Below are 15,823 nucleotides of genomic sequence, written 5' to 3'. Positions count from 1 at the left end.
CGCTATTGGGAATTCTAGGGCCTGGCGGAACCACCTTGATTCGACCTAGCGTTTTCCGTAACGACTGGCGGCGCCTACGCGAACGCCGATCCACATGATCCAGGCGCGCCACCTGGCAATACCGTCATCACGGCAAGCGCGCCTGTAGATGTCGTCGGCCTCTCGTCGCGGCAAGCGGCGGGTCTGATAGACCCAGTCATGCACTGCCGATGGCTTGTTGGCGTAGCCCACCATCGCCGCATAGAGAGCCAACGCTGCAATGCCGAGCAAAAGCGCAACCCAGCACAGCCACCCCCACGGAAGTATCGCCAGCACCACCGATGCGGTAAGAAGTGCGACGGCAATTGTCCTCAGCGGCTTTGTGGTGGTGAAGTCGGTTTCGAATCCGGCCGGCACCTCGATCACGCCATGCACGGCGTCCAGATAGATAAGCGGGTCAAGTAGCCTCCACGTCTCGCGGTCGTTCTGCAGCTCAGCCCGCAGCGGGCGCGAGAAGCGGCTCACGCCGGCAGCTCCAGCTGCGGCAGTTCTGCCAGGAAAGCCTCAAGCGTTGGCTGTTCGCGTACTCCAGACTTTACCGAAGCCAACTGCTCATAGCAGTAGTCCCAGCACTTCGATCGCCACGCCCGAAAGGCTTGACCGTCCGCCTGGAACTTAGGGATAGCAGGTTCCTCAGCGTAGCTTACCGCGGTGATTACGTTGTCATAGCCAGCGGCCTTGGCTGATGCATCGAGCGTGCTTTGTACAGCCCGTTCAAAGCGCGCCATTTCTATATTCGCGCCGCGTTCCGCGTTGATCTTGATCATGCGTTCAGCTCCTGCTCAAGGGCCAACTCTGCGGCCAGTTTTTCATTCCACCAAACAGCAAAGGCGGAATTGTCACCCACGCCGTGCGGCTCGCCCATGGCCGCCACGTCCAGGTCCCAAGCATTCCGCAGAACCCTGTCTTCTGGAATATCTGACGCGGCGACAATCCAGAACGGAACGCCATCCGGCACATCTTTTAGCCCGATCTGTAGAACCGGAATTCCGCAATCACACGGGATGACCACGGCCATCGTTTGGCCTTCGCCTTGGAAAATAATTCTTTCGTTCATTATTTAATTCCGCCTTAGTCGAAGACAACAACGCAGATGCCTTGGGCATCGTTATACGCACCGCCAGCGCTAGCCTTCACAACAATGGGCAAGGCGCTGACAGTCGGTGCGTTGGTTGGATGTTGATCCACGCAGGCTGCAGAGACCCCGGTACCGCCTATGGAAGTCGCCATCCCGGCGTAGGCATAGCTGATGTCATCCATCGGCGTCGTAAAGTTGATGGTATAGGCCCCCACTCCGTTATCCGTCACGCTGGATACGTTGTAAGACTTGTTCACGTTCAGCGTTCCAGTGCCGTTGAACTTGACCCAGGCCCTAGCCGCCAGCTGCGAGGATGAGGTGGCGATCTCTTTGGCGGTACCGAAAGTTGTGCCATTGTAAAACCTGGCATAAACCTTGTTCGTCGCCGAAGCTCCCATCAATTGAAACTTAAGAGTTGACAGGGTTGGATTTGAGAAAGTCCTTCCCCATAACGCGCCAGCCGCTGGATCCGGCGATCCTGTAGCGGCAGCGTCCGCCGTAAAGTCCCCGAAAGAATGGCTATTCAGGTTCGTGATGGTTGTTGGCCGGACCAATGGGTAGAGACCAAACGGTGTAACGGCCCTGGAGTTATCGGTCCCATCGCTGGCCTCTGCCGCCGTGGCAGTCTCTATCAGGCCGGCGCGAGTATCTGTGGCGGTAAGAGAGGCAAGGCCAGCAGGTGTAATCGCACGCAGCGTATCGGTGCCAGTCTGAGTCTCTACGTCTGTCGCCAGTTCCACGAGGCCGGAGCGTGTCGCCGTAGCAGTGAGAGACGCAAGACCAGCTGGAGTGACAGCCCTGACAGCATCAGTTCCGGTCTGGGTCTCCGTGGAAGTTGCCAGCTCAACAACGCCCGTGCGCGTATCGGTCGCCGTGCGGGCAGTTAGTGCCGCCGGCGTTACTGCACGCAGCGCATCCGTTCCGGTCTGGGTCTCCAAACTAGTCGCGAGTTCAACGAGCCCTTTCTCCGTTGTCGAGGCATCGGGCGGCGAGCCTGGAATCGCTGCGGCAATCTTCACGTTCACCGCCGCCAAGAGCTGGGCGTTGTTGTTCTCGTCCGGAGTCAGTCCGGCGGACTCAATGACACTCAAAACTTCTTCGGTGACTGCGTTACCCCATTGAGCAGGAATCAACGAACCGGGAGTTCCTGCAACCACGTCCTCATCAACAAATTTCCCATCGACCAGGCCTACGCTCGGCACGCTTTTCGGAAAGTCCACGCTTTATCCCTCAGTTGTAATTTATTTGCACGACGGTGTGCGCAGGGGCGGCGCGCCGGATCTGGCATTCGAGCGGGTTGCCTGGATTTACGCCGAACCGCTCCCCCCAGTAACTCGCACCGAAACGCCGGCCTTGCCGCTGTCGGCCACCGGTGTTCAGGGTCCACATGAACTGGGCATTCCAGCCACCAAACCGCGCCACGCCGAAACGAGAGCGTCCCATCCGGGGGGCTCGGTGCTCCGTGACAGTGGCATCGGGGTAACCCTGGCTGACCGCTATGTCGATGAAGTACGAGATGCTTTGCCCACCCACCTCTACGAGCCGTCGCCGAACGGCCAGGCGCCTATCCTCAAATGCTGGGTTCAGGCCCAGGCAAGGATCAGGCAGGCCCATGATGACCTCCCAGTCGGGCACCAGCTCGCTCACGCCCGCCGGATCCATCTCGTTCAACAAATCGACTGCGCGCGCATCGAGCCTGGCGAATTCCTGCGACACACCAGCGAGAATCACCGCGATTTCCGGTACCAGCTCAGGATCCCAGGCAGGGCCGGACGGCAGCAGGCCGCTCAGTTGCTGTCGATACTGGTCGGCAGTTCGGGCTACAGCCATGTGATGCCTCCGAAGGTGAGCAACTGGTTGATACCCGCCGGCACATCGGCCACAGGTGATACAAGGTCGTGGTCCGTTTCGCCGGAAGCGCCGCTGATGGCCTGGGCAATGTGCGTCAGCAGCAAGGTTTCACCCAGGCCGGCTTCACGATCATGCAGGTCAATCAGTTGCGCCTGGATGGCCGCCCGTATGGCCGTAGTGTCCGGTACCGGGTGGATGCTATAGACCACTGGCACCTCAACGGGCGCCAGCACGTACAGCTCAGCAGTTACAGGGCGAAGCGGCTCGATGTAGGCTTTCACCTCGGCAAGCTGGGCCGAGTTAGGTACAGGCTCAGCGTCGCCGTCACGCATGACGAACAGCCCCACCGTTCCTGGCCCGACGTAGTTGCCTCGGCACCACGCCCGCGTGACGCCGGGTACCTCTAGCGCCCAGGTTTCGTAGTCAGCCGCCGACCCTCCGTGAGGGATGACACGGTACGAGCGAATCACCCGGGCACGCAGCGACTCGATGCTCTCTTGCGCGATACCGCCGGTGAGCCCAGGCGCCAACACTGTGAAGCTGTTGGTAACGCCCGCCACTGGCTGCACAAGAGTTAGCACCAGGCCAGCGTCGGCATTGCCCAGGGTTCCGGCGTCTACCGCTTCAACCGTTGCGGTATTGAGCCCTGCAACGGTGGTAACGCTCATGGTCACCCGGTAGGTTCGGCCATCGGCCGCCTGGAGCACGGTTTCAGCATCGACCACTGCGCCCGCCACGGCGGGGAACGAAGCGGCACCCGACGCAGACTGGGCCGGGTTTCTTGGCTGGGCCAGCCGTAGCTGGGCAATTCGCTTCAGCGTCTCTTCGTCTGCGCGGTCGGGCAGGATCTGTTCGGCAATCCAGTCGAGGTAACCGTACAAACCGTACGCGGTACCGCCCAGCGTGCGCGCCAGCACCTGGGCATCCGAACGGCGTAGCGTGTCGCTGGCAAGGTCGCTCTGGGTGCGATCAACCAGCACCGGCAGCGAGGGCGTTTCAAACGGCATAGATCACCTGCCATGTAGGGGTAGAGGGGATTTCCACACGCGTGCCGTCCGGGATGGTCAGGACCACGCCGAGATTCAATCGATTGGTGTCCGCCCTGTTGCTGCTGATGGAAACGTCCAGGACGTGGCCGTCATCGATCAGCCAGCGCAACGCCTCGGCGGCGTAGAACTCCGCGTCCCGCTGGGTGGCGTCAGTGAGCTTGACCCGTCGCAGCAGCCAAAGACGCGATCCGATACGGTCATCGGCGATGGCCGGGTAGCTGTCGCCCCACCAGCCATACAACTGGTCATCGTCTACCTGGTCATCGATGTCAGCGCGGCGCCAGGTGTACAGGCTGATCACCACCGCGCGAATCAGCGCAGATTCAACGGAGGTTTGAGTAACCATCAGCCCCCCCCCGCAGCGGGCGCGCCGCTTTGTCCGCTACCAGCCTGGACGCCTGTGTGAACGTGGCCGATCTGGCTGATGCCGCCGGCCAACTGGTCGCCAGCCGAGACAATCTGGCCGGTCTGATTGATCACCGGCGTTTCGAAGTTCACCGCGGTCGTAGCTTTGATGTTCAGCGTGCCGGTTTCGATGTCGATAATCCGGCCGCGCTTGAAGTGGATCTTGTCGCCCTCATCGGTGTAGATCGCGACTTCGCCAGGCTCCAGCGACTGAATCCGGTACCGGCGATCAGCCGCTACCAGCACCACGGCGTGGGAGCGATCGCCACCGATAAAGGCCGTCAGCACCTCGGCGCCGGCCAGCGGGTTGCTGGTGAAGCCGTAAGGCTCGAAGTGCTCGGCGTTGTCTTTCAGCTCGCCGGCGGTAAGGCGCATTTGCAGGGACTGCATTTTCTTCAAGGCGTCGACGAGCACCACAGTGCCGCGCGCCAGCATATTTTTCACGGTCATTGTTTAGGCTCGTAGTCGGCAGGAATCAGGTATTCGAAGTTGTCGGCCTTGCCGCCCTTCTTCAACTTGCGGTTCTTGTGCGGGTCGTGCGGTTCCGGCTCAAAGCTATCTGGCGGGCCGACCTCCATTTTTGTGATCATGCCGGCGTCAGTCAGGGTGTAAGTCACCCGGGCGATCAGCATCCACCGATCAAAGCCGATGATCGGATCAATAACCCGCACCAGGGTGTTGTGCTTCCAGAGTGCCCCGTTCGTTTGCCGCCAGCCCTGGACGGTGTAGGTGGTCGCCAGCGCCTTGCCCATCCGGGTGCCGCGCTCCCAGTTGGCTCGGGCCTGCGCAAGTTCGTTGGTCATCTGCCCCGATTCTTGGATGATCAGCACCCGCTTGCGGGTCGTCCGATCATCCGTCAGGACAGCCGAGACCTCTGCTGCCGCCGCGCCGAACTCATCATCCGTGCCCGAGCGTTGGCCGAGCACCTGGTATTCGGAGAACACCCCGGAGAAATCCAGCGCCGCGCCACCGGTTAGGATGTTTTTGCCGACCTCCAGATGATCGAAGGCCCGCCCTTCACTCCCTGGCCTGGCCAGCACGGCCATGCCGCGCGCATCGTCGGTGGAGAACACCCGAAACAGCGTCAGCAAGCGGTCGATGGATTCGAAGGCCGTCTCTCCGGGCTCGATCGTGTGGTCCGAGAGCTTCGCCCCCTCGGGGATCTCGCTGCGCACGGAAATTCCGTAGGGCCCCGCCAGCGCCTTAACGATGGTCAGCACGCTCTGGTTGTTCCACTGGCCGGGCTTGTTCACAGCCGCGCAGTCCACCAAATCGGCAGTCAATGAACGACCCGTGATGGTCGTTGTGATTTGCTTGTCGTCGTAGTCAATCGGCGACGAAAACACCCAGCCAGTCAGCACCAGGTCGCCACCGATACGCACATGGCACTTGGCGCCCTGCCGGATCGGTACCGCGACGTTCTGCCCCGGCCACTTCCAGGTGATGCTAAGGGTGAACGACCGGGCCTGATCCTCGAGCCCGGCGGCGATCTCGACCGATTTCCAGCCGGAGTAATCCAGACCATCAACCGTGAGGCTGACGGTGTTCTGATCTTCGGTCATGAATTACCTCTGGGCGATTTTCAGGGATTCCGCCGGCACAAAGCCCGGGTGCCGGATACGGTTGCGCTGTACGACTTCCGCCGAGCGGGTGGCATCGCCGAAGCGCTGGTAAGCCAGCACCAGGGCCGACATGGTTTCGGGCGGCGTGATGTCAACCAGCCGCACCCCAGACTCCGCAACCGCCGTCAGGTGTTTCACCAGGGTCTGGCGCAGCGTGTTCATCACGACGTAATGAGCGGGGTCGGCTTTCAGCGATGCTTCGAAAATCGCATCACTGAGGCTGTCGCGCAGCTGCAGCACGTCGTCCGCCACGGGCACCTCGGGCCGAACCGCGGGCAGGATGGCCTGCTGCTCGACGCTGGGCGTTGATCCGCTGGAGACGGGCTGTGATGCGATTGGCATTTCGCTGATGATCAGCGCCACCTGAACCAGCAGCGCGTCCTGTACCAGGTTTGCGGTCGCCTGGGCGGCTGCCGCCGAGTCAATGCCGCCGGACTGGCTCACCGAGTTGATGGCGCTCACCGCCTCTGTTTGCTGGGTGGTGGTGGCCACCGCGTTTTTGTAGCTCGAACTCGTGTCGGAGAAAGCGCTGTCCTGCAACGAAAAGTCGCTGAAGTAGCTGGAAAACAGCGACGACAGCGCACCCGGCGAGTTCATCAGCGACTGGACGAACCCCGTCAGGTTGGTAAACACCCCCACGAAAGGGGCGAACTGCTGTTGAATGACCGCGTAGACGTTCGACAGGCTGTTGCGCAGACGGAGCAGGCCCAGACGGGCCTGATCAACCTTCGCCATTGCCTGCTTGTACCGCTCCAACGCCGATCCAAGCATGCTGTCGGACGCTTTCACCACCTGCTGCTGGCTGTTGACCTTGGCTGTCGGGAAGGTCAGCGGCTTGTCCGGGTAGAAAGTCAGGTCAAAGCTGACCATACCGCCGGCGGTCAGCTCGTGGGATACCTTGCAATCGCCAACCTTGACCTGCATTCGGCCAAGCCATGGATGGACCAACTCACCAGGGCCCGGGGTCTGCAATGCCTCAAGCAACTTGTCGCGCCGCTCGAAGCAGTCGTCGCCGATGACCCAGGCCGTCATAGTGTGAACCTGGGCCTGCTTGCCGAGCTGTTCAAAGAACGGCTCGTCCCGTTGCGGGTATTCGTGAAGCTGCCCCTTCTGGCCGACCGGCACCGACGCCTGCGGGATCAAGAAGTTGATCCCACGGAACGACGCAGGCAGCAGTTCCTTTCGCCAATCGCGTGCCATGTTCTACCCCCTCATGACGCCAACGGTACGGGTACCGACGTTGGGCTTTATGTTCAGCCCTGGCTGGTTGGTTTTCGGCTGCTCGATCGTCGTGCCCGGCGGTGCGCCGTTCAGGTTGATGTTGAGTTCGCCGTTGAGCTTTTGCCCGTTGGTGGCAGCGGTCTGCTGTAAAAGCTGGTTGTTACTGATGCCGAACGCCTGATTGTTCATAGCCTGGCGCGCAGCGGCGGATTGAGCAGCGTCAGCCATCAGCAAATCACCGGTACCGCCGCCAGCGCCCGCGTTGCGCTTCTGCTGGGCTTCGGTGAAAGCGTTCACTTTGTCGGTGGCGTTCTGGATGATTCCTTCACCACCCTCCCCGCCGCCGAACCACTTCATGATCGGCTCGATGATGGGCCGCAGCTTTTCCCACAGCTGCTGGAACCAGGCCGTGATGGGCCCCCAGTTGTTGATGATCATCCCCAGTGGCGACCAGTCGAACATGGTCTTGAGGTAGTCCATCACCGGCGTTGAAAGTGCCATGACCAAATTCCAAGTCGCACCGAAGAGCTCGGTAAGCGGTTCCCAGTTTTCCCTGACTTGGGCAATGGGGCCCCAATTGGCGAAGGCCTTGAAGAAATCCCAAACGGCTAGCACCGGCCCCTGGATCAGCTGCCACACGCGCTGGAAGTACGGCGCGACCGTGGACCAGTGGGCAATCAGCACACCAGCCGCCAGGGCAATGCCCATGACAGCCAGGCCCACAATGGAGCGCTTCATGGTGCCGTCGAGCAGCTTCATGACGAAAATTGCGGCGGTAACCGCCACCCGCAGCGCCCCATAGGCGACCGCGGCGCCAAGCACTCCCTTGATCAGGCCTGGGTGCTGCGCGACCAGTGAAGCCACTTCGGATACAAGCGGCCCCACCAACGTCATGAAGTCGTTGAACGGTGGAAGCAAAGCATTGCCGACTTCCACGCCCAGCCGGTTGACCTTGTTGGTCAGCAGCTGCATGGCATTGGCGGTGGTTTTAGATCGTGCGGCGAACTCGACTTCCATGGACCCTGCAAATTTGCCGCCTTTACCTACTGCGCCGAAGCTCTTTTTCAGAAGATCGAGATTGGTCAACAGTGGCGCGATCGCGGATACCGATTCGGTGCCGAACAACTCCGTCAGCAGACCGGCCTGCTTGGCGGGGTCCACCTTCGCGATACGCTCGAGCACATCCTCGATTGTGCCTTGGGCATCCTTTTGCATGCTCTTGGCAACCTGTTTCACGTCCAGGCGCAAAGATTTGAATGCCTGCGCCTGTTGTTTCGTGGCCGAGCTGCCTTTTGTCAGCGCCAGCATGAAGTTCTTCATGCCAGTGGCCGCCACCTCGCTGGGCACACCTACACCCGCTAGGGTGGCGCCCATGGCGGCGATCTGACCGGATGCTAGGCCAGCTATCGCACCGAGCGGGCCGATACGGGTGACGATGTCCGAGATCTGTGCTGCTGACGATGGCCCGATGTTGCTCAGGTAGTTGATCTTGTCAGCCAGGGCCACCACTTCGGGCTGAGTCAGTTTGAATGACGTCCGCCACTTTGCCATCATGTCGCCCGACTGGTCGGCGGTTTGGTCGAAAGCGATACCCATCTTCACCGCGTCTTCGGCGAACTGCTTCAGCTCGCCTGCGGCGAAACCGGCCTGGCCGCCGGCGGCGACAATCGCCGCGATACCGGTCGCAGCCATAGGCAGCCGCTCAGACATATCGAGGACGTCCTGTCCCATCTGCTGGAAATGCTTCGGCGTTTCGAAGTTGACGACCTTCCTCACGTCAGCCATGGCCGTTTCGAATTCCATCGCCGCTTTCGCGCCAGCAATGAACGGCGCGGCAAACGCACCGCCCTGGACCAGATCCTTAAACCCGATATTGCCCAGGCCCGAACTGTTCATCTGCTTGCGGAAACCCGCAACGTTTTTGCGAATGCCCGCCAGCGTCGGCGACAGCTTGTCGACGCCGGTGATCAACGCCTTGAGCTGGAACTTGTCCGCCATCACTGCACCTGCTGGGCTGCGTTAATTCGTTGGGCGTGCTCCAGGGATTCGCGGAGCACATCCAGTGGCCTGGCCATCATCTGTTCGGGGTCAACCTTCCAGAACCAGGCCAGGTCATAGGCGGCTGCAATCAAGTCGCCGATGGCTGCGACGCCGCACTCATGAAAAAACCGGCGACCATCCAGCTCAGGGCGTTCAGATCGGACAGGTCCAACTGGTTCACCGACGACGGCGGGATCCCGGCGCAGACCGCGATGTATTTCGCGGCGACATCCATGTCCAGGCTGACCTCCTCGTTTTTGTCGATCTTGTACGGCAGCGCCTTGATCGTCCGGACTTCCTGCACGGTGGGCCGGCGCAGTTTGAGCTCGGTCATCGGCTCGCCGTGGGCCTCGATCGCAACCTGAAGTGTGTGAGCGCTACTCATTGCCAGCTCCCTTTGATGCCGTCGAATTGCAGTTCAATGGTGCCGTCATCGCCTTTTGACGACGGCTCATCCACAAGGTAAGCGCCGGCCAGCACGTAGACCGATCCGTTGCTGAACTCGCAGGTGGCGGTCATGTCGCGACCTGTGGTGAGGGCCTTGATAGGGAAGTTTGGCGTGTGCACCGCCGTCACCTTCAGATACGGGGCCAGTGCCTCTTCCTTGTAATAGCCCGGGTAAATCGTTTCTCGTTTCACATCCATCAACGGGGCTTCAGCACCGCCAGTGATGATCAGCTGTTCGCCGTCCACTTTGACGTAAACGGTGCCCGCTACTTTTTGACCCATGGTCTGTGTCTCCAGAATGAAAAAGCCCGCACAGGGCGGGCTGGGTGTCGTGGGTCGGGGTTACGCCGCTTCGTCGTATTGCAGGCGGAACTGGTTGAGCAGCGCAAAGACGCGCAGGCCGTTGATGTAATCCGGCGGGAACAGCACATTGACCCGGCTCGGGTCCTGCGTGTCACGCTCCACTACCAGGTGCTGCGCGAACAGCTCGGCATTTTCCACATGCCCTTCCAGCTCAAGCTTGGCGTACTGCGCGATTAGCTCACCACGGATAACCGCCGGGGTGACGATCGGCTGGCCGGCGCCGAACGCGGTGCCGTCGCTCGCCAGCTTGTGGCGACCGTATTTGCTGGTGATCACGCTGCGCATCCGGCGGATGATGAACGCCGATTGGTGCATGGTCTCGCTGTCCAGATAGGAGTTGTCCGCCTGGCCGTAGGGGTTCTGCTGGTAGGTGGTGATCGAGCGCTGAATGCGCACGTAACCGCCCTCGTAATACGCCGTGGCGATGCCGTAGGTCAGCAACGACTGACGCTCGGTCAGGGTGAACCGCTCGCTGGCCGGAGCTGGGTCCAGGCCCGGCAGGCTACCGCTCTGGGTGGGCCGGCTGGCATCCGCCGAGATGAACACGGCCGTGCGCCCAGCCAATGCGGCCGCCTGCACCCACACCGGCTGCGGAACGGCCATCTCGACGGCTTGGATGGTGACGTGTTGGTCGTTGCGCGCCTGGCCTGCCGCCACCAAGGTACCGATGGTGCCGCGCTTGGCACTGTAGACATGGCCGAACAGCTGCTTGGCCCAGGACCAGCGACCGGTGTTGTCGTCCATCGTGTCCTTCCAGACATTCAGGCTGGTCGTGTCGGACCATGGCATACAGATGAACTCGAACGGCTCATCGCCCAGGGCGGCCGCGGCGTCCACCTGATCCGGCACGCCGACACCATCGGTCATTGCCGTGGTGACGACGGTCAGGCCTGCCGGGGTCATTTCGCCGTTGGACTTGCCCAGGCGGTTCATGGCGATGGAGATGTCGTTACCGCTTTCGCCAGTCCATTTGCAGGACAACGTCACCACACCGGCAACCGCTGCAGCCGTGACAGGCAGGTCTGGCGTTGCGTTGATCTTCACCGCCAGGGTAGCAGCGGCTACCGTTGGGGTTGCTGCGGAAGGCACAACCGACTGAACCCGGATGCCACCGACGTACAGATTCAGCAGGCCGGCCTCGGTAGCAGCGCCCGTGATGGTGACGGTCGACGTCGCCACGGCGCCGGTGTCGTTCTGCAACGGCAGGCACCAGATTTCGCCGATGGGATCGACCTTGCGCCAGGTTTCGTACATCGCGGCGAGCATGGAACCCTGGCCGCCGATCTCCTTCGCCAGCGCCACGCTGGACACCAGGACCAACTGGCCGATACTTTCGCTGGTCGCGTTGTCGTTGACCTGACCGACGATCAGCCGGCGCATGGCCGACGATGCGCTGTTCGCCGCCGAGTTATCCATCTCCGCGTAGAACAGCGGCACACGGATATCAGCCGGGATGTTGCTAAATCCGATAGCCATTATTGCGTTTCCTCAGCTTTCGCCGGCGCGCCGGCTTTGGTGGATGGGGCCTTGTCGGCTTTCAGGGTTACGTCGCCATCGGCCTGACGGCGGCGCCACCATGCGTTGTTCGGAACCTCGCGGCCTTCCTTCGGCAACAGATCGCCGGCCTCCGGGTCGGGCACAGAACGGCCAGAGGCCGGCACCACAGTAATGCGATTGGTCATGGTGTTACCTCTCCAGTGAATTGCGCTTCGATGCGCCCGTCCGGGCCGGGTCGTTTCAGGTTCGGGTCTGCTGGGTCGATGCAGTCCATTTTGATATTTGCGCCGGTGAAGCCCGGCAGGCCGTCCAGCTCGTATTCCTGCCAGGTCTCCGGCGGGTCGCTCGCCCGGTTTCGGCCAAGCTGGAACTCCGAAAAGAAGGTGAACTGATAAACGACGCGAGCCCGGCTGATGTGCAGCAGCGCGCCCTTGCCGTATTCGATGCGGGTGTATTCCGGCCCAGGCTCCCAGCCAACCAGTGAGCGCCACAGCTCGGCCCGGATGTCATGCAACAGGTCGTTATCGTCTTGCCCACGCTCATCGGAGGTCGCCAGGACAATCACCACGTTGAACTGGTCGGTGACGGCCTGAAGCACCATGTTCTGCGCTTTGCTCGGCTCTGCCGCATCCGCCGTGGCGATGACGTAAGCAGCCGGTAACGCAAGCTGGGCACTGTCAACAACGGCATCCCAGTCAATGCCGCCGGAAACTCGACCGGCAAAGGTTGGGCACGTCTGCCGCAGATGGGCAACGATGGGGTTCAGTTTCATTCGTGAATTCCAGGCGTAAAAAAACCCCGCTTTTGCGAGGTTTTTGTGACGCTAATTAATCAGCCCTTGGTAAAAGCACTCAATGTTGCACCGACGTCAATATCCGCCGGCAGAGGGAGCGGCATAACTGATATTTCAGGCTCATTTGCAAATGTGCCTTCGGCAAGTTGACGGGCCTTCCCGTTGATCGACTTGATTTTTCCCGACTCGTAAAGCCAGAGATGCGGCATGCTTGTGCCGTTAAGGGTTACGTTCGAACATCCAATCATCGACCGAGCGCCCACAACTTTGGGCTCACACTCAACTGCGCCAGCGGGATAGATTTTGTGGTCAAGGTAGATGAGCGTTAACCGATCAATCACAGAACTCGGCGCTTCCTGGGGCGACTCAGCCGCGTGGCTTTGCACCGCGAGCCCCATAAGAGCCAAGCAAACAAGCGATGATATCGATGCTTTCATAGGTAACTCCATGTATGCAAAGCCTCGAGCCTACCCGAAAGCAATCTACCCAGTCACCCAAGTGCGGCGGCGAACGCAGCCGAGAGAATCAATTGAACTTGCGAAGCCGAATCCTGCAGGGCATCGGCCATGTAGTTGTCGCGGGGCTTAATCCGCCATTCGCCAGCAGCGCGCTCCGCAACCAGACGAGCCCGAACACCGGCGGCGCGCCTGTTCTTCCTGCCCTTACCCTTACCCGGCGCAAGCTTGCCGGGCCTGCGCCCTTGCTTGACGCCGTAGTGCAGGTAGGCCGGGTAGAACTCTTCCATGGCCGAGGTTTTTGTGGGGGATATCCGCACCAGGAAGCCCGAGCGGGAAACCTTGAAGGTCACCGACTCGACTGTTGCCCCGGTTCTGTTCACCGGATAGCCGTCCTGGCCTTTCCCCAGCACCAGGTTCATCTGCGCGCGCTGGGTGATCAGCAGGCCGACCTTACGCATGCCGGCCCGGATCTTTCGCTTGTCGAAGGCATCACGCTCGAAGTTGTCGAAGGCCTCGACGTGTAGGTAACCGTCGATCGAGGCGGAGTTAGACATAGATACCCCCGCCAGCCTTCAACAAACCGAGTTCTTCGACCTCAAGCACGACAAATCTGCCCCGACCGTTCATATCGAATCCTCGCTTTACCCGATATAGAACCCCTTGATGAACCACTTCATAAGCGGTCGTGATCCCTGTCCGGTACCGCAGGAACACGCGGTGAGTGATTTTGTTATCGGTTTGCGCGCTGTCCGTATAGATGGCAGAGCCGACCGGTTCAATCTTCGCCCAACGAGGGTTCAGCTCCGAAAAAAGCGAATCCAGCCCCATGTCAGCCGCGGGCACATCATCGCGACGGCGAAGCGTTACGTGCTTATTGAGCTCGCCAGCTCCCGGTTCCCTGTACGCCATTAAACCCCCATCGAAACTCTGTCGGGCTGCAATAAAGAGCGAGAGCCGTGGGGTAGCTCCGTGACAGAAGAGGTATTGATTCCTGTCACAGCATCTTCCCGGTTTGCCCAAAGGTGGCCGAGGGTAAGCAGGCAAGCCGCGACGATGGATTTGTTTATGACCATCCCGCGGGCCACAGCGGTGCAATTTCGCAATGCCTCGGAAAACACGAACTGTGCATCGGTAAGAGCTGCGCAGCGGTCATCCCAGTTTTCAACGGCTTCTGCCGTCGTCACTGCCGCTTCGTATGCCGTGCGGGCAGCTAGACGCGCAGCCGGTACCGTGGCGAGCGCAGCGTTCAAAGCGGCGGCGTCAGCATAGAAACGCCGCTGCAGAAACTTCTGGGCAGCACTTTCAGCACTATCAAGCTTCGACTGAACGTCTTCGACATCCTCGGATTCAGCCCGAAGGTGCTTCATCGCCAGTTCGATATCAATGACGCTCATGTCTGGTCAGCTCGTTCAGGTCTTCGGTGGATTGGTTTTCCCAGCGGCCTTATTTTTTGGCTCGGGCGCTTTCTTGTTTTCTGGCTCAGCCGCCGCTTTTTCGCCGTAATCCTCGACGAGTCCAAGCCGGTGAAGCTCAGCCGCCCGGAATTCGTCAGCGGTGATCGTGGACCCACGCTTGGCATAAACATGCCCATCGAGGAATCCCTTTTTGGTTGTCAGTTGAATCTCTGGCATGGCAAATCGCGCCCAGTCGCCCGGGCGCGCTCCTGATCAGTGAGAGGAAGAGAATTGCGATTACGGCGTAGGGTCTTCGAACTCGCCGTGCACGAACGATTCAGGACGGTACACCGCCAGAGCCAGGCGCTCCTCGGCGCGGATGGTGACCATGTTGGTGCGGAAGTTGTCGCCGTCTTCGGTCGAGACCTCAACAGCGGCATCTTCACGGTCAAACACCTGGGCCGCGATGTTCATCGCGCCTACCAGGAACTCGCCTTCAGGGACCGCGTTGCTGTCCACCACCGGCAGCTTCCACAGGCGCTGAACGCCGCCTTCCTGCACGTTGACCCAGATGTAAGAACCGGTGCTGTCCTTGGTCAGTTCGATGTCCGCCCAATCCACCGGGTTAAGGGCGATGGCCGAGGCGCGGTATTCAGCGACACGCACCTGCAGAATGGCACGGCGCAGGGTGTCGATTTTGGTGTCGCCGGCTTTGCGCAGGGCATCGTTGAATGCGGTGGCTTGCGGGATCAGGCCCAGCAGGTTCTGGCCAGTGCCATCGCCCGCCAGGATCTGCTCCTCTTCCTTGTACTTCAGGCCGTAGATCGCTCGGCCGTTGATGTAGCTTTGCAGGAGCGGAATGTCCGACAGCACCTGTTTCGAAGCCCGGAACCAATGAGCGATGGTTTTGACGGTGGTGGTGACCATGCCGAACGACAGATCCGACTGCGCTTTCGCAGCACCTTCACCAGCCTGCGGCGCGGCCATGTTCTGGAAGCCGGTTTCCTGAACGAACTCAACTGCGTTCGAGGAAGTGCGACCTGGCATGATCAGGTCACGGATTGTGAACTGACGCTCAGGGTCCGTGATGATCCCTGCAACGCGAGTCGGCTGAATACCGACACCCACGCCACCAGTGCCAGTGGTGGCGCTGGTGATATTGGTAACGGCCTTCAGATTCAGGCGAGCAATACCGCGACCTTTTGTGGTCAGAGCCTGGTAGTCGTCCGATTCGGACATCTGTTCGCCGACGGACTTCTGCTCAGTCGGATCATTCGCCGCGAAGCGGCGCGCCATCTTTTGCTCGATTTCCTGCAAACGGTCTTGCAGGCCCAATCCATCTTTGACCAAGCCATCCAGGACGTTCTTGGTGTCGGCCAGAATGGTGCCGTGCTCTTTGATTTCTTTGTTCGCTTTTTCGGCAAACGCTTTGATCTCTTGGTCGCGCTGATCAAGCAGATCATTGACCGCTTTCAGCTGGACCTTGTCGTCGGCATGCTCCTTTCGGTGCATCTGACGGTCTTCGGCGCGAGCCTGGTTGCTCATGGCATTATGCATGGTGGATCC

22 protein-coding genes are annotated in these 15,823 nt (G+C 60.6%); all 22 read right to left on the bottom strand.

What is annotated here, in order from left to right; translation table 11 throughout:
• Nucleotides 1-45: 45 nt before the first annotated feature.
• The 22 genes from HU749_RS07005 to HU749_RS06900 all read right to left on the bottom strand — a co-directional run bounded on the left by HU749_RS07005 (nucleotide 46) and on the right by HU749_RS06900 (nucleotide 15,814).
• A complete protein-coding gene (locus HU749_RS07005; RefSeq protein WP_186651707.1) occupies nucleotides 46-504 on the bottom strand; it encodes a DUF1353 domain-containing protein in 459 nt (152 codons plus the stop codon).
• On the bottom strand, nucleotides 501-806 hold the full coding sequence (locus tag HU749_RS07000; RefSeq protein ID WP_186651709.1) for a hypothetical protein: 306 nt from the start codon (nucleotides 804-806) through the stop codon (nucleotides 501-503). The genes HU749_RS07005 and HU749_RS07000 overlap by 4 nt, the downstream gene beginning before the upstream one ends.
• Nucleotides 803-1,096, bottom strand: a complete 294-nt coding sequence (locus HU749_RS06995; protein ID WP_186651711.1) for a hypothetical protein — start codon at nucleotides 1,094-1,096, stop codon at nucleotides 803-805. The genes HU749_RS07000 and HU749_RS06995 overlap by 4 nt, the downstream gene beginning before the upstream one ends.
• 14 nt (nucleotides 1,097-1,110) lie before the next feature.
• Nucleotides 1,111-2,337 (bottom strand): hypothetical protein, encoded by a 1,227-nt coding sequence (locus HU749_RS29165; RefSeq protein WP_225919138.1) that lies wholly within the window; start codon nucleotides 2,335-2,337, stop codon nucleotides 1,111-1,113.
• A 10-nt stretch (nucleotides 2,338-2,347) separates the two neighbouring features.
• Nucleotides 2,348-2,947, bottom strand: a complete 600-nt coding sequence (locus HU749_RS06985; RefSeq protein WP_186651713.1) for a YmfQ family protein — start codon at nucleotides 2,945-2,947, stop codon at nucleotides 2,348-2,350.
• Nucleotides 2,938-3,975 carry a baseplate J/gp47 family protein gene (locus tag HU749_RS06980; protein WP_186651715.1) on the bottom strand — a complete coding sequence of 346 codons (1,038 nt, stop codon included), beginning with the start codon at nucleotides 3,973-3,975 and terminating at the stop codon, nucleotides 2,938-2,940. The genes HU749_RS06985 and HU749_RS06980 overlap by 10 nt, the downstream gene beginning before the upstream one ends.
• Entirely contained in the window at nucleotides 3,965-4,363 is a 399-nt protein-coding gene (locus HU749_RS06975) for a phage GP46 family protein (protein ID WP_186651717.1), read from the bottom strand. The genes HU749_RS06980 and HU749_RS06975 overlap by 11 nt, the downstream gene beginning before the upstream one ends.
• Entirely contained in the window at nucleotides 4,363-4,872 is a 510-nt protein-coding gene (locus HU749_RS06970) for a phage baseplate assembly protein V (protein WP_186651719.1), read from the bottom strand. Before HU749_RS06970 ends, HU749_RS06975 begins: the two co-directional genes overlap by 1 nt.
• Nucleotides 4,869-5,984 carry a phage baseplate assembly protein gene (locus HU749_RS06965; RefSeq protein WP_186651721.1) on the bottom strand — a complete coding sequence of 372 codons (1,116 nt, stop codon included), beginning with the start codon at nucleotides 5,982-5,984 and terminating at the stop codon, nucleotides 4,869-4,871. Before HU749_RS06965 ends, HU749_RS06970 begins: the two co-directional genes overlap by 4 nt.
• A 3-nt stretch (nucleotides 5,985-5,987) precedes the next feature.
• Complete coding sequence (locus tag HU749_RS06960; RefSeq protein ID WP_186651723.1) at nucleotides 5,988-7,244, bottom strand: DNA circularization protein; 1,257 nt, start codon at nucleotides 7,242-7,244, stop codon at nucleotides 5,988-5,990.
• Nucleotides 7,245-7,247: 3 nt separating this feature from the next.
• Complete coding sequence (locus HU749_RS06955) at nucleotides 7,248-9,263, bottom strand: phage tail tape measure protein (protein ID WP_186651725.1); 2,016 nt, start codon at nucleotides 9,261-9,263, stop codon at nucleotides 7,248-7,250.
• A gap of 130 nt (nucleotides 9,264-9,393) precedes the next feature.
• Nucleotides 9,394-9,690 carry a phage tail assembly protein gene (locus HU749_RS06950; RefSeq protein WP_186651727.1) on the bottom strand — a complete coding sequence of 99 codons (297 nt, stop codon included), beginning with the start codon at nucleotides 9,688-9,690 and terminating at the stop codon, nucleotides 9,394-9,396.
• Nucleotides 9,687-10,034, bottom strand: coding sequence for a phage tail tube protein (locus tag HU749_RS06945; protein WP_186651729.1), 348 nt, complete (start codon nucleotides 10,032-10,034; stop codon nucleotides 9,687-9,689). The genes HU749_RS06950 and HU749_RS06945 overlap by 4 nt, the downstream gene beginning before the upstream one ends.
• Before the next feature lie 60 nt (nucleotides 10,035-10,094).
• Nucleotides 10,095-11,591, bottom strand: coding sequence for a phage tail sheath subtilisin-like domain-containing protein (locus HU749_RS06940; RefSeq protein ID WP_186651731.1), 1,497 nt, complete (start codon nucleotides 11,589-11,591; stop codon nucleotides 10,095-10,097).
• Nucleotides 11,591-11,797, bottom strand: coding sequence for a DUF2635 domain-containing protein (locus HU749_RS06935; RefSeq protein ID WP_186651733.1), 207 nt, complete (start codon nucleotides 11,795-11,797; stop codon nucleotides 11,591-11,593). Before HU749_RS06935 ends, HU749_RS06940 begins: the two co-directional genes overlap by 1 nt.
• The gene (locus HU749_RS06930; RefSeq protein ID WP_186651735.1) at nucleotides 11,794-12,384 is read right to left on the bottom strand and encodes a phage tail terminator protein; all 591 of its coding nucleotides are present in this window, start codon (nucleotides 12,382-12,384) and stop codon (nucleotides 11,794-11,796) included. Before HU749_RS06930 ends, HU749_RS06935 begins: the two co-directional genes overlap by 4 nt.
• 59 nt (nucleotides 12,385-12,443) lie before the next feature.
• A complete protein-coding gene (locus HU749_RS06925) occupies nucleotides 12,444-12,842 on the bottom strand; it encodes a hypothetical protein (protein ID WP_186651737.1) in 399 nt (132 codons plus the stop codon).
• 53 nt (nucleotides 12,843-12,895) lie between these two features.
• Nucleotides 12,896-13,417: a hypothetical protein gene (locus tag HU749_RS06920; RefSeq protein WP_186651739.1), complete on the bottom strand. Its 522-nt coding sequence runs from the start codon at nucleotides 13,415-13,417 to the stop codon at nucleotides 12,896-12,898.
• Nucleotides 13,410-13,772, bottom strand: coding sequence for a phage head closure protein (locus HU749_RS06915; RefSeq protein WP_186651740.1), 363 nt, complete (start codon nucleotides 13,770-13,772; stop codon nucleotides 13,410-13,412). Before HU749_RS06915 ends, HU749_RS06920 begins: the two co-directional genes overlap by 8 nt.
• A complete protein-coding gene (locus tag HU749_RS06910; protein WP_186651742.1) occupies nucleotides 13,772-14,257 on the bottom strand; it encodes a head-tail connector protein in 486 nt (161 codons plus the stop codon). Before HU749_RS06910 ends, HU749_RS06915 begins: the two co-directional genes overlap by 1 nt.
• 15 nt (nucleotides 14,258-14,272) lie before the next feature.
• Nucleotides 14,273-14,494 (bottom strand): hypothetical protein, encoded by a 222-nt coding sequence (locus HU749_RS06905; protein ID WP_186651744.1) that lies wholly within the window; start codon nucleotides 14,492-14,494, stop codon nucleotides 14,273-14,275.
• A 60-nt stretch (nucleotides 14,495-14,554) separates the two neighbouring features.
• Complete coding sequence (locus tag HU749_RS06900) at nucleotides 14,555-15,814, bottom strand: phage major capsid protein (protein ID WP_186651746.1); 1,260 nt, start codon at nucleotides 15,812-15,814, stop codon at nucleotides 14,555-14,557.
• Nucleotides 15,815-15,823 lie beyond the last annotated feature (9 nt).

Source organism: Pseudomonas ogarae (assembly GCF_014268695.2).
GTDB lineage: Bacteria > Pseudomonadota > Gammaproteobacteria > Pseudomonadales > Pseudomonadaceae > Aquipseudomonas > Aquipseudomonas kilonensis.
The sequence above is the reverse complement of the archived record's forward strand: the minus strand, read 5'-3'. Positions and strand labels throughout refer to the sequence as shown.